A 12,743-nucleotide genomic window follows, 5' to 3' on the forward strand; every position below is an offset into this window, starting at 1 on the left:
GCGTGATGCGGACTCAGTGCGGCAAGGAAGCTCGCATCCAGATATCCGGATCCACCGGGCTCTCCCTAGCCTGTTGCGCGAAAAGTCAAGAGGCGACTGCCTCGAACGCAGGCACTCTGGCGGCGACCCGCATCAATGCTTGCAACACCGATGTTGTCCCCGAGTTATCCACAAAGATTTCAACAAACTCGTGGAACAACTCCTTGCCGGAAACCATTCCGCGCCGCAGCCTCATCCAAGCCTGGCGGGTTCTGGCGGCAGGCCGCGCGAAGTTGATGCGGTCTTGATATGGCTCGGCGATGAGGCCATGTTCGACCTGCCCACCGACCCCACGCTGAGTTGGAGGCTTGCCTTGTGATGATTTCCTTGTGCCGATCGGGACGAGGGGGACGACTTGATGCAAGCGCTGGTCGTGTCGTGTCGGGCGGCCGCTGCCTACAGTGCGTCTTTCTGATGCACCACCGCGGCCATGCCTCGTATCTCATTGCGAGAACTGGGCGAATGAATCGAAATATCCGCTGTATCGCAAGTTCCCGAGCGAGACGGCAACGCACGGCCCGGACGACAACACGCTGTGCAGCGACGCTGCTGCGCGCCATGCATCCGCTAGGCAACGTTCAACGTGCGCGCCCACCGGTCAGCAACTGAGCCAGTTGGGCGCGATGCCTGTCAGGCTTGCGACTTCTTGCGCCACTCCCAGGGCCCGAAGGTCTGCCGGCGCCGCAGCTCGGCGCGTCCTTCTGCGGTGATGTCCTCGATCACGACCGATAGGGGATCGGCCGTGTCTGCTGGACGAGATTTCGACCCTGCGTTTTGCAGAAGGACCCATTTCTTCGCATTCAGCGCCCCCGTGAAGGAAACCTCCTCGGGTTTGAGGATGGTCAGCGGAAAGACCGCATGCTCGATGCTCCGGAGGAAGGCAACATGCGCAATGGACTCTGCGTTGTCTGCCTCTGTCAAGCCCAGTACGAAAGAGGGGCTGATCGTCATGGTGGCTCAGTTGCGATAGCCACCGCCGAAGCCACCGGTACGCGGCTCCATCGGACGCGCCAGATTGACGGTCAGTGCACGACCGTCGATTTCCTTGCCATGGAGCCCTGCGATGGCGGCCTGCGCTTCCGCAGGCGAGCCCATCTCGACGAAACCAAAACCCTTGGAGCGACCGGTATCGCGCTCCATCATGACCTTGGCCGAGGAGACATGACCGAAGGCCGAAAATTGTTGCTGCAGCGCGTCTTCGCGCACCGCGTATGAGAGATTGCCGACGTAGAGTTTGTTGTCCATGATTTGCTTTCTTGAGTGAACCGAAATTCGGTATGAAATGGATGGGAGTCGGCGCGCAGGCCTACCGAACAGGGCGCCGCACGAGCGAAGAGCCGCTCTGGGTGCGAGGCTCCAGATGACGGAACGTGATCCGTCCCTTGTTGAGATCGTAGGGTGACATCTCCAGCGAGACTTTGTCGCCCGCGAGCACGCGGATGCGGTGCTTGCGCATCTTTCCGCCCGAGTAGCAGATCAGGCTGTGCCCGTTGTCGAGAGTGACGCGAAAGCGCGAATCAGGCAGCACCTCCTGCACCCGGCCTTGCATTTCAATCAGTTCTTCCTTGCCCACGACGCTCCTTCAGTGATTGGCCGGATGCTCAGGCCAGCTGGTTGTTCAGCACGAAATGACGGCCTTGCATCAGTGCATAGCGCGCCGCTCGCGCGGCGCTGTCGAAACGCGGAATGAGCCGGAAGACCCGGTCATGCATGCCACGGCGGATGGAAACCGAGGCTGCGTACTGCCCGGTATCCGTGAGTTTGGTCATGGGGGTGACGAGGTATCTGCCCACCTCGTGGGCCTGTGGAATCTGCATGTGATAAAGCGAGCGCTTGCCCTGAGGGCGCGCCGAGTGGACGCGTGCCGGCGTTGGACCGGTCAGGCGCACGAAGTGAAACCGTGAAGGAAACGGTCCGTGGGATGTTCTCTATTGAACGGACCGAAGATGAAGCTCGCTGAGGGGGATGGCGCTCCGGCGAGGGTGGCGAAAATGGGCCACCTTGTCGGAGAGTTGAGGCCTTTGCGGGAGGCGACTGCCGCGAGGTGCCAATCAGGGATTGAGGCAACGAGCACGCCGCAATCGATGCACCTAGTGTAGGTGATTTCGGGGCGCGGTGGTTTTTCATGCCCGCAGGCGGTGTTCCAGTGTTACGCTGACTCGCTCCATTCGCGTGAAGGACCCGCATGACTCAGGCGCTTCTCTCCCTCTCTCGGCAGGAAGCGCTTCGCGCGGATCTGCCCCAAGTGGCCGATCTGCTGCACCACCGGCGTGCGGGTGAAATCGATGAGGCGGTGATCGACGATATGGTTTCGTTGTCCTGGCTCGAATGGCTGGGCGGATCGCTTCAGCTGACGACCACAGGTGTGAACATCTGCCGCCAGCAGCAGCCGAAGTAGGAATGTGCCTGAGCCATGAACCAGACGGACGTGATGCTCAAGATCGTGGAGATGGCTCGCATTGGTGGGGCACTTCCCGCAGACGAGGCTGTATCACTGGTCGCGGCGAAAGTCGCGGGCTTGGACATGTCATGCGAGGGCGTTCAGCAGGAAGCGACCGACCTGATGCGTCTGGGCGCGACGATCTGGTCACTGGCCGGCCCGAGATAGCCAACGGCTGCCAGCCCGTCTCGTCCCGCCCGCTCCCAGGCGACAGCGGGTACCACAGCGAAGATTCGCGGTGCCTTTGGGGCTCATTGAACTTCGTCGCACCAGACCTTGAAACCCTCCAATTGATCCGGTCCGAAGGTGCAGGACAACGCCACGTCGCTGGCATCCCGCCCCTGTGCAATCAACACGCGACCGATGCGCGGCACGTTGTTGCGCGCGTCGAACGTGTACCAACGGTCACCCAGGAACGCCTCGAACCAACCTGCGAAGTCCATTGGACCGAAGGGTGGCGCAGTTCCGACATCGCCCAGGTATCCAGTGCAATAGCGGGCTGGAATGTTCAAACAGCGACATAGAGCAATGGCCAGATGCGCATAGTCCCGGCACACGCCTTTCCCCTCCTTGAAAGCCTCCAGGGCCGAACGGGTACGTCGAGCATGCTGATAGCCGAACTCGATATGCTGGTGCACGAAATCGCACACCGCCTGCACGCGCGCCCATCCGCTGGGTCCGCTCCCAAAACGCTGCCAAGCAAAATCGGACAGCAAGTCGGTTTCGCAGTAACGGCTGCCCAACAGATACACCAAGGTGGATTCGGGCAGGCGTTCCACCGCTGTCTGCGAAGCAGAAGGGGCAATACTGTCCGGCAAGCCGCTGTCGCGGATCAAGGCATCCGTGCTCAATACGAAGCGCCCTGCGGGAGCGACCAGGCGCGTGCACCAGTTCCCAAACAGGTCTCGGTAAGCCGTCGTGGACACCGCCGGATGCGTGAGCAGATGATCTGGACGCAGGAGGTCCGATGCTCTTGAATAGTGGATGTTGAGATTCAGAATCATCGGAGTCGGCCGAGGAAACTTGTAGGCGATCTCGAAGCCGAGTTGGATGTTCATGGCACATCATGCACCCTGATTCGATGCTTCCTTGAAGAATAAGTAATTCCTGAACTCCGGCCCTTGCCCGTTGCATCGCAGGTTGTTTGGCTTTCGGGACAGGCGCCACCTCCGAAGCGTGTGGGCCCAGATCCCTAGGGACGGCACGCCGTCCTACACGACATCGCCGCTGAGGCGTTAACGTCTGCTGACTTGCCGCTCGCGCCAACCATCGATCTTGATGTCGTACCCGTGGGAAGCCGTCCGGAGACCACCATGGGGAGCGAGCGTCTTGTCCACGAAGGAAGATTGGGACTCTGGGCGTGCTCTACCGTTCGTCAACCCATCGAAAGCGGCGGACTGTGTGCCAGCGCCGAGGTCACCTTGGACGGCAATCATCGCTGCAGATTGACGTTGGTCCTTCCACGATCCTGGGTTGAAACCGATCTTGAATCCTTCAAGCGACGTTGCCTGAACTGGATCTTGGAAGCAGACGGTCGCACGAACGTCAATGCCCAGGTGAGTTCGCCTTGACGGCCAGTCGGTGCTCAGCTGCTGCCCGCAATGCGACAGGCGCCCTTCGATACGCGATTCGACTGGTGGAATAGGGCGGCTGTTAGCGCCAGTGCAATCGCCATCAGCGGAGGATGCCCGACGCCGCTTCGGCTTCGTGGTCCGCCATGTTGCGGATCACGTCCATGAACGCCAGCACGGCCGTGCTGGGCGGCTCGCCTTGCAGCGTGATCAGGCCGAAGTCGGGCATGCGGGTGGGGAGTTCTGTCGCGATGCGCGTCAGCAGACCGCGCCGTACATATTTGTCCACGAGCGCGGCAGGCTGCAGCGACAGCATGGTCGTGCTCTGCATCAGCTCCAGCGCGAAGAGAAACGACGGCGTCTCGACGATGCCCGAGGTGAGCGACAGGCCTGTGCTGCGCAAGATGTCATCCGACACCTTGCGCAGCGCGGTGGACGCCGGATACAGGATCCATGGCCAGTTGGACAGCTCCCTCAGCCCAGGGGCGTTCGGCCCGCGCAACGGATGGTGCACGCCCGCGGCGATCTGCAGGCTTTCACTGCTCAGGTTCTCGTAGTGGAACTGGTCGCGCTGGGATTCGTCGGTGAAGCGGCCGATCATCACGTCGATCTTGCGCTCGGCCAACCACACGATGAGCTGGTCGCTGCTCTGCTCCAGAACCTTCACCACCAGCAACGGCCGCAGGCGCTGCAACTCGGCCACCGCGGCAATCAGCAGATGCGCCGCACCCGAGATGGCGCCGATCGACAGATGGCCGTGCCCGCCCTGCTTCAGGGTGCTGAACTCGTCCACGAACTTGCGATAGCCGTCCAGTGCCGAGTGCGCATAACGCAAGGTGAAGAGTCCCAGCTCGTTCGGTTGCATGTCGCGCGGCAGGCGATCGAAAAGCCGCGCTTCCAGCATCTCCTCGATGTCCATCAACACCTTGGTGGCCGCCGGCTGCGTGATGTACATCTGCTCGGCAGTCAGGCGCAGGTTGCGTGTCTTTCCGAGGATGTCGAGGAACTGCAGATGCCGGAAACGCAGACGCGAGACTTGGGCCAGCATCAGCGATTTACCAGGGGTCTTGCCTGAACTCATCAGCATTTGGAATGGATGCTAGCGAAAAAGTCAGTGGACCGGCAGGGGGCGCTCACCTAGCCTTCGTGTCGGTCAACCAGGGCTCCGCAGAGAGCCGGCGAGTCGCGGCAAGTTCGCCGCACCCCGCATATTCCATTCCGGAGACATCATGAAATTCAGATCACTGGGTCTGGCGACTGCACTGCGGGTCGCATTGGCCGGTTCGCCTTGGCGCAGATCAAGGAACACGTGCAACGAGAACTCCCCGATCGCCGGAACCACCAGGAGGACCGGGATCATGTTCGGCAGACTGGACATCAAGAGCCTCCTGATTGCGCTGCCAGCCGGACTTGTGATCGTGAACGCCGCCCTGGCGGCCGATCGGCCAACGAACCCCGCCGACTGGCCTGCGCTGAAGGACGTGTACAAAAACCACTTCCTGATCGGCAGCACCAATCTCGACGCGCGCAACTTCGGCGCCGAGGTGGTGCCGGGCGAAAACTCGGTCGCTGCCATGACCGTGAAGCACTTCAACGTGGTGACGCCCGGCAACGCGATGAAGCCGGAGTTCTGGAATGGGGGAATCAGCAATCCGACCCCCAACTTCCTCACCAACCTGAGCTCGGGCATCAACGCAGACATCGGCGCGGCCAATGCGCGCGGCGTCAAGGTCACCGGGCACGTGCTGGTCTGGCACAACCAGTCGGCCCAATGGCCTGCTCCCAACGTCGCGACTGCGAATGGCGGATGGGAAACCCCGTGGGACTACGCAACGGCGAAGACGAATCTGGAGTACTACATCCGGACCGTGGCCGGGCATTTCGATCAGGAACCGTTCAAGACCTACGCCTGGGACGTCGTCAACGAGGCGTTCAAGGACAACCCCGACAACCCCGCCGACTGGAGGAACGCCCTGCGAACCGGCTACAGCCCCGAAGAACGCCCCTCCCGATGGGCCCAGGCCTACGCCAAGGGTGGGAAGAGCTGGGACTACATGTATGACGCCTTCCACGCGGCGCGCCAGAACACGACCGCGATCCTGAACTACAACGACTTCAACGACAACGAGCGAGCCTCGAAGGCCACCGCGATCGCCTCGATGGTCAAGGAGTTCAATGAACGGTACGCGGCCGAATCGGCCGCGGGCAAGGGGCGGATCCTCCTGGATGCCAAGGGAAACCCCAGGCCGCTGGTCGACGTCATCGGCACGCAGGGGCACTGGGACATGCGGCTCAACCTGGACGCCTTCGAGAGGACCATCAAGACCTATCTCGAAACCGGGGTGAACGTCGATCTGACCGAGCTGGATCTCGCACCGCTCCTGGGGCTGGACAAGGGCCAGCGGATCCAGAACGGCCCCGAGATGGAGGCCCTGTTCAAGGAGCAGGGCATCCAGTACGCGAAGCTTTTCAGCCTGCTCAAGGAATACGCCGCCGGCCCGGGAGGTCGTCACCCCGAGTACAAGGGCGGCGTGCACCGGGTGACTTGGTGGGGGATGACGGACCCGGGCTACCACACCAACGGATATCCGTGGTCCGGCGTCGGCCAGCCGAAGGAGGCGTACTGGGCCACGACGAACCCCGAGCAATACCTCATCGATGCGGGCTTGCCGCCAAACGGAGTCACCGCGACCTTCAGCTATGGCGGAGAAAGCTTCACGGCCAGGACCTGGGGCGGCAGGAACGCTCAGGCGATGCTCGACATCAACGTGCCGGTGGGAACGAAGAACGTAGTCTTCACCGCCGCCAACGTCTCGCTGCCCGCGGGATTTGCCGTCGAGAGCATGAAGTTCAACCCGCCCGACTGCGCCGTGGTTCCCGGGAAGCCGTGCCATGTGACGGTGACCGCGCGAGGGTCCGCACCGGCCACTGCGTCCGTCGAGAACACGGCGACGTTCGTACTGTCCTTTGGAAAGATGACCGTCGGGTGGATGGATGCCGCCAACGCCCTGGAGGCGCCCTTGTCCTATGCGGAGGTTCGCTTCAGCGACGGCGTGACCGCATTCAAGCAGTACAAGACCTCGTATGGAAGCGACGGGATGGCGAGAGCGTCCGGCGTCGTGGAGACGAAGGCTGTGCCGAAACATGGCCGCACCACGCTCGTCCTGCAGCCGCAGGACCCGATCGTCGGCCCGTTCGGGTTGAGGTTGCAAAAGGACGCGTCGACGCAGAAAGCCTGGCGACTCGTCACGAGATTCGAGCCCGGCAGGACGTACATGGTCGTGTCCGCGGAATCGGCTTCCAACGGACAGACGCAGGCCGCCGCGTTGACCAACAGGAGCAAGCCCGCAACCACAGCCTCGCCCGAATCGCTGTCGCGCACGCCCGTCGTCCTGCGTGGCGACATCCTTGTGCCATTGCGCAATTCGAATGCGCCCGCGAGCGAGCCCGCCCTGGCGCAGGACAACCTCAAGTTCGTCTTCGAGGAGGCGAAGAGCCCTGCCGCAGGACCGTACGCGGCGCAGGAAGGGCACACGATGCAGAGCTTCATCCATGGCACCAACGCTTACCCGCATATCGTCTTCAGAGGCAACGGGGCGACTGGCACCGTCGTGGCGGGTCAGAACTCGCTGATCACGCGACAGACGAACGGCCAGGAGGGTTCGCAGATCGCCGAAAGAGCGCTGGACCAGGCGGTGTGGTTCAACACGCCCATCGACCCGAAGACCGGCGAGATGAAGATGTTCCTGTACACCGACAAGGATGGTGCCAAACAGCATCACGTCCTGAAGGAAGTGAGCGATGGCGAGACGCCCAACAGGGACGCCGGGAATGCCATCAGTCAGCGGCAGGGGTCTGTTGGCGGCTTCGTCGCCACGCAGGCGGAGAGCCCCAAGGAGGGCACGAGCATCAGGCTCTACGCCTACGACATCGAGTCCTACGCGCCCGACAATGAACCGCCGCCGACGACGAATCCGCCTACGACGGAGCCTCCCTCCACGCCGCCACCGGCAATGCCGATCGCCTTCCCATTCCGCAGAAACGGCGGATCGCTGGACGCGGGCGACCTTGCCCTGGCGCTGGCCGGTCTTGCGGCGCTTGCGGTCGCCCGCCGCCGTCGGCGGTGAAGCCGGCGCCGGGTCAGGCCTCGGCCGCGGCTGCATCGCAGGCGCACCCTCATGCGTTCTCGTGGCCCGCCTTGACGGCAAGGTGAGTCAGATGTCGATGGTGTGGCGAGTCGCGTGAATGCAAGAGCCGAATCGCTGCCGCCGTCATCCATCGCCGCGCCGGCTCGATACCGAAAAGGACGCGGTGTTGATGGAGCGTCGGTTGAGCTGACCATGCAGAGCCGGAGAAGGTCGCGATCACCTTTCCGTCAGAATGGCAGGAAAGGCGCCAATGAGGTCGGCTCAGGCCCGCCGCAAGTGCGGCCAAACCTCCTGCCAGAGGCAGAGCGCCAGTGCGCACAGCGCGCCGTACAGGTGCGCCTGGACCATCACGTCGCCGCCGATCAGCGCACGCTGCGCTTCAGAAGGCGGATGGAACATCTGCCAAGCGATGCGTGCGAGGACGGCGACCAGGACGATCAAGGCCATGCGATCGCCACGCCAGGTGCGCGGCGCCAGCACCCAGATGAACAGCCCATAGAGCACGCCGGAGAGGCCCGCGTAGTTCGTGGCTTGGGGCGATGCGGCTACCAGCAAAATCCCCACGCCGAGGGCCAGCACAACGATCGCGGTGGCCCAGGCGCGCCAGCTGCGGGTGCCGGCCGCGAACGTGGCGCACAGTGCCAGCCCGCCAGTGTTCATCATGCAGTGCCCCCAGCCGAGATGCACCACATGCGCCGAAAGCAGGCGCCAGGGCTGTCCACCGAGCACGGCCGCGCGTTCGTAGCGCAGCGCTTCGTACACCGGCTCACCACCCGCCTGCAAGATCAGCACCAGACAGGCGAGCGCGATGGGAACAAGCCAATTGGCAAAGGACCGCTGTGAGAGAGGTCGCATGCGGGGCGCGGCCCATTCAGGGATTCGGGTAATTGCCCATGAGGGAAGTGTGTCCGCATGCAAACTGCGGGCGCCCGAGTGTATCGCCGAGGCCGTGCAGCATCTTCAGAAGGGGACTGAAGCGCTCCTCTGTAGATTTCAGCGCCCGTTTGATCCCCAGTTCCACCAAGCGCCGACCCAGCGTGTTTGCCTTCACCCCTTTTGCTCGGATACGCATGTGTCCAACAGCATGCGGGTCAAGGCTCCGTGAAAAGGCGGGTCGCCACCTGGGTAGTAATCAACAGGCAGTGCGCCAACCGCCTCGATGCACTTCGTATCAACGCTCCTGCTGCGCGTCTTCTCGGCTCCGGTTGCGGTCTAACGCGGCCGCCGTTGCCGCAGGCGTCGGGCTCCAGGCCCGCGCAAGTGCCGCGAGAATTGGCACTCAGGAACGAACACATTCAGAAAAAGAAGGGAACCCTGCCATGACGACGACGTCAATCCTCCGTTTCGCCGCCGCCGCAATCGTCATTGTCGTCGCTGCCGGCTGTCCTGCGTCGCAGGCCCGGGCCCAGCAGGACAACAGCGCCTACGCGGGCGTCGGTACCGCCCGGGACTCGTGCGGCCACTGGTTGGAGGTGCGCCGCGTGCCGAGCACGCCCATGAGCCGTGGCGAGCTGATGACGATCAGCTGGGCACAGGGGTATCTCTCGGGCAAAAACAGCGAGTTCGACGGCGTGCCCCGGGAAGGAAACGCCTTCGTCATCCCGGACCTGTCGGTGATCACCGCGTTCCTCGACAGGCAGTGCGCGAAGGATCCGATGACGGGCGTCATGGCGCACCTGGATGCCATGGCGGTTCGGCTTCGCAGGACGCAGCCCCTGAGATAGCAGGAATGCCGTGGGGAGCCTGGAGTGTAGATTTCCGCGCCCGTCTGACCCACGATTCCATCAGGCGCCGACCCGGCGTATTTGTCCTCACCCCTATGCTCGGACACGCGTGTGTTCAACAGCCTTGCGGGTCGAGGCTCCGTGAATAAAGCAGGTCGCCACCTGAGTGGAAATCAACACCCTGCAGGTACGGTCGTTCAGTGGCTCGGTGATCAGAAGATCCGCGGCACGTGGTCTCCAGCGATCCGCATACCGATCGATGTGGCCGGACGCACTCGACACGATCGAACTGCAGGGCTGCCTGCGATCGTCTCGAAGCGCTGCGACCATCCGGACGAATGCTACAGCGAACCGCCGGTGAACGCGTGCGCGAGCGTCGATCAGCCGGCGCCGGCGCCGGCACCCAGCGGAGCGGCCGGCCCCGTGGTCTTCTTTTGTCTACGCTGCGACAACAACAAGTCCAGATGCTTGGCTCGTTGATTGTTGCTGCTGAAATACACGGTCCTGTCCGCATTGGTGATCATCCTGCGGTTCTGTCGCGCGACTTCGGCGTTGGCGATGTCGCTGTAGGCCAGAACTTTGGATCCCAGGCCGACGCTGTCGACCTCCATCAGCAGGCGTGGGCTGAGCGGAATGCTTCCCTCCGCGGATACGGATCCCCAGACGCGCAGGACCTAGCACGGTTAGAAGGGTCGAAATGGCGGAGGCGTATAGGTGGACACGATGTACCCCACAAATTTATCCCCCAAAGCAGAGATCCGCACGCGCTCCGTTCCATCGACTGGCTCGATCAAAGTTCGGACGGCGAGGAAGCGCAAATAGTCCTCAAGAGTGGGCGGCTGGCCCTCGCCGACCAACTTCAGATGCTCCTGATAGAACGCTTCGATGGGGGCCTTTTCTGCACCCTGGGCCCCTTGCATTCTCAAATAGTGGAGCAGCTGCATTTGCGAGCCAAAGATGAGGTTGTAAGTTTGCTCAAACATGCAAACGTCGCGAAGCGCCAGGATTACTTCCCGGGCGCGGGCCGGGGTTGCTGCAGCTTGGTCGACAGGGTCACTCAGCTCCGCCGCTGGCTTGGCCTGCTCCTGATTCGACGGAACTGGAGCGGATGCCTCAATCTCGGCGCCGATAGCCTTGAATTTTGTCAACCGACTGACAAGCTCTCTGATTGGCTCTCTGAACACGCGCATAAAAATGCCGCCTAATACCAACGCCGCTACCGGCCAAGAGAGAAAGACTTTCAGGAATTCAAGTATCAGCGGCCAGTTCGCATAGCAGTTTTGCATCGCACCCTTTCAGTAGTCCTGTGACTTTAAATGGATGAAGGTACGGCGCTTTAACGGGCCGTCCCGTGACTATCTTTTGAAGTTTTCAGCGAGCCTGCCTCGACCCCCGTTAAAGGTAAGCGCGAAGCAAGGGCATCCCGACGTAGACGCTTGAAGGCAGTTGATCAGCGTAGCCTGTTAGAGGAGAGCTTGGAACGCTGGTAATAAGCCTGTGTGGTGCACAAGCATACGGTGTAACTCGGCCAACCGGTGTTCCCCACATGAGATGATTTATCGCAGCCTGCAGTGGTTGCCTTGGGACCGCCCGGCCCTGTCTTTACGAGCATGGAGAACTCATGAGAGACACTGGAAACGAATCCAGTGTCTAGTTGTGACCGTCCGCCGCAGAAGGATCAGCGGCCTGCTATAGCGCCAGTGTGCAGCAAATAGATACCGCACAAGGCAGACCTACTGAATGTTGTCGGCAATTGATAACAGCAAACCTGTTACATCGTCGCGGTATTCTGGCGACTGGCACGATTTTTCCAAAAACCGAAACACCTCGGCCTTCAAAAAGGAATTCTCTGCGAATCTTTCCTGAATCACTTGTCCTATATATGGCCCAAAACTTTGGGAAATACCTTGCGGCGTGCGTTCATATTGAATTTCACCGTTAAACCAGCGGGCAAAATGATTTAGCCAAGGAAAAAACTCGGGGTCCAATATGTCTTCCTGATAGCGAGATCGAATCTTAAAAACTTCATTCCAAGTTTCTGCTTGCTCTGCTGGGTTTCCCATGAAATCAATTTGCCATCGAGGAAGAAAAAAATTCATCCGCTTGTTCCCTTTGCCCCACACACTATTGGATAGCACAATTTGATATGTCGGTCCTTGATACGGATCACTGCTACGGCGCCTCGCGTTGGCCGAGTTATGAAGTATGTCGGTCATTCCTTTGAAGGTTGCATTGCATGCATCACACATCGGACAGAGATTTCGGAGGTCTGCTCCAGCGAATGGATATCGTGAGATTGCCATCCAATGATCAAGGTGATGGCGAGGCCCCTTCTTGCCGCGCATCGGGCTAAGCCCACAGAACGGACATATGCGATCTGGCAGGTGATCATAGATATCCGAATAGTGCCGATCTCGAACAGGGCTTCCTGAATCGTCTTCGCGTGAAAGCTGCCCAAAGGCGTATTCGAACAGATCTTTGATCGCCTCCTCGATGTCAGCCAAGTTCGAAATTACAGGACACGCCTGCTGATTTCCAAGTATGGCCGGTAAGTTAGTTTGAGCGGCAAGTGCGCTTTGGATCAACATGCGAGAGGGAGTTGCGAGTTTCCGGTACTCGGTAAAAAACTTTTTGAGCTTCTTGTTGAACCCCGAATGGCGTATTAGCCAAGCTCTTCTTATTGCAGTTGCTGTTAATGGTGGCCAGGCCGGAACGGGTTGTGCGGCATCGATTGCCATCATCCCCTCTGAAAGAGTCGTCGTCACCAGTGGGCCTATCCAATTGTGGCTCAATGCCGCAGGAGAAAACGAAAAAAGCATCT

14 protein-coding genes and 1 pseudogene are annotated in these 12,743 nt (G+C 61.0%); 4 read left to right on the forward strand and 11 right to left on the reverse strand.

Annotated features, from left to right (window positions below; translation table 11 throughout):
• Positions 1-85: 85 nt before the first annotated feature.
• The 5 genes and pseudogenes from ABL843_RS31465 to ABL843_RS31485 form a co-directional block, all read right to left on the reverse strand.
• Complete coding sequence (locus ABL843_RS31465; RefSeq protein WP_369662797.1) at positions 86-403, reverse strand: hypothetical protein; 318 nt, start codon at positions 401-403, stop codon at positions 86-88.
• A 266-nt stretch (positions 404-669) separates the two neighbouring features.
• Positions 670-990, reverse strand: a complete 321-nt coding sequence (locus ABL843_RS31470; protein WP_369662798.1) for a hypothetical protein — start codon at positions 988-990, stop codon at positions 670-672.
• An 18-nt stretch (positions 991-1,008) separates the two neighbouring features.
• Positions 1,009-1,284, reverse strand: a pseudogene (locus ABL843_RS31475) (RNA recognition motif domain-containing protein); the annotation flags it as partial.
• Positions 1,285-1,345: 61 nt separating this feature from the next.
• The gene (gene infA / locus ABL843_RS31480; RefSeq protein WP_369662799.1) at positions 1,346-1,612 is read right to left on the reverse strand and encodes a translation initiation factor IF-1; all 267 of its coding nucleotides are present in this window, start codon (positions 1,610-1,612) and stop codon (positions 1,346-1,348) included.
• Between the two features lie 28 nt (positions 1,613-1,640).
• Positions 1,641-1,856: a hypothetical protein gene (locus ABL843_RS31485; protein ID WP_184641721.1), complete on the reverse strand. Its 216-nt coding sequence runs from the start codon at positions 1,854-1,856 to the stop codon at positions 1,641-1,643.
• 368 nt (positions 1,857-2,224) lie between these two features.
• On the opposite strand from ABL843_RS31485, the gene ABL843_RS31490 reads away from it, so the two are divergent.
• On the forward strand, positions 2,225-2,437 hold the full coding sequence (locus tag ABL843_RS31490; protein ID WP_184641722.1) for a hypothetical protein: 213 nt from the start codon (positions 2,225-2,227) through the stop codon (positions 2,435-2,437).
• A gap of 15 nt (positions 2,438-2,452) precedes the next feature.
• Positions 2,453-2,647, forward strand: a complete 195-nt coding sequence (locus ABL843_RS31495) for a hypothetical protein (RefSeq protein ID WP_369662800.1) — start codon at positions 2,453-2,455, stop codon at positions 2,645-2,647.
• 83 nt (positions 2,648-2,730) lie between these two features.
• On the opposite strand, the gene ABL843_RS31500 is transcribed toward ABL843_RS31495, so the two are convergent.
• Positions 2,731-3,537: a transglutaminase-like domain-containing protein gene (locus ABL843_RS31500; RefSeq protein WP_418120748.1), complete on the reverse strand. Its 807-nt coding sequence runs from the start codon at positions 3,535-3,537 to the stop codon at positions 2,731-2,733.
• Positions 3,538-4,153: 616 nt separating this feature from the next.
• Positions 4,154-5,137, reverse strand: a complete 984-nt coding sequence (locus ABL843_RS31505) for a LysR family transcriptional regulator (RefSeq protein ID WP_418120749.1) — start codon at positions 5,135-5,137, stop codon at positions 4,154-4,156.
• Positions 5,138-5,408: 271 nt separating this feature from the next.
• Here ABL843_RS31505 and ABL843_RS31510 point away from each other — a divergent pair, with 271 nt between their 5' ends.
• On the forward strand, positions 5,409-8,177 hold the full coding sequence (locus ABL843_RS31510) for an endo-1,4-beta-xylanase (RefSeq protein ID WP_418120750.1): 2,769 nt from the start codon (positions 5,409-5,411) through the stop codon (positions 8,175-8,177).
• Positions 8,178-8,459: 282 nt separating this feature from the next.
• Here the strand turns inward: ABL843_RS31510 and rrtA are convergent, their stop codons facing one another.
• On the reverse strand, positions 8,460-9,053 hold the full coding sequence (gene rrtA / locus ABL843_RS31515; RefSeq protein ID WP_418120751.1) for a rhombosortase: 594 nt from the start codon (positions 9,051-9,053) through the stop codon (positions 8,460-8,462).
• A 464-nt stretch (positions 9,054-9,517) separates the two neighbouring features.
• Here rrtA and ABL843_RS31520 point away from each other — a divergent pair, with 464 nt between their 5' ends.
• A complete protein-coding gene (locus ABL843_RS31520) occupies positions 9,518-9,922 on the forward strand; it encodes a hypothetical protein (protein WP_418120752.1) in 405 nt (134 codons plus the stop codon).
• A 380-nt stretch (positions 9,923-10,302) separates the two neighbouring features.
• Here the strand turns inward: ABL843_RS31520 and ABL843_RS31525 are convergent, their stop codons facing one another.
• The 3 genes from ABL843_RS31525 to ABL843_RS31535 all read right to left on the reverse strand — a co-directional run bounded on the left by ABL843_RS31525 (position 10,303) and on the right by ABL843_RS31535 (position 12,741).
• Positions 10,303-10,533, reverse strand: coding sequence for a hypothetical protein (locus tag ABL843_RS31525; protein WP_418120753.1), 231 nt, complete (start codon positions 10,531-10,533; stop codon positions 10,303-10,305).
• A gap of 72 nt (positions 10,534-10,605) precedes the next feature.
• Positions 10,606-11,208 (reverse strand): hypothetical protein, encoded by a 603-nt coding sequence (locus ABL843_RS31530; RefSeq protein WP_418120754.1) that lies wholly within the window; start codon positions 11,206-11,208, stop codon positions 10,606-10,608.
• A 447-nt stretch (positions 11,209-11,655) separates the two neighbouring features.
• Positions 11,656-12,741, reverse strand: coding sequence for a hypothetical protein (locus tag ABL843_RS31535; protein ID WP_418120755.1), 1,086 nt, complete (start codon positions 12,739-12,741; stop codon positions 11,656-11,658).
• Positions 12,742-12,743: the final 2 nt, after the last annotated feature.

Source organism: Variovorax sp. 350MFTsu5.1 (assembly GCF_048302515.1).
In the GTDB taxonomy this organism is placed as follows: Bacteria; Pseudomonadota; Gammaproteobacteria; order Burkholderiales; family Burkholderiaceae_C; genus Variovorax; species Variovorax guangxiensis.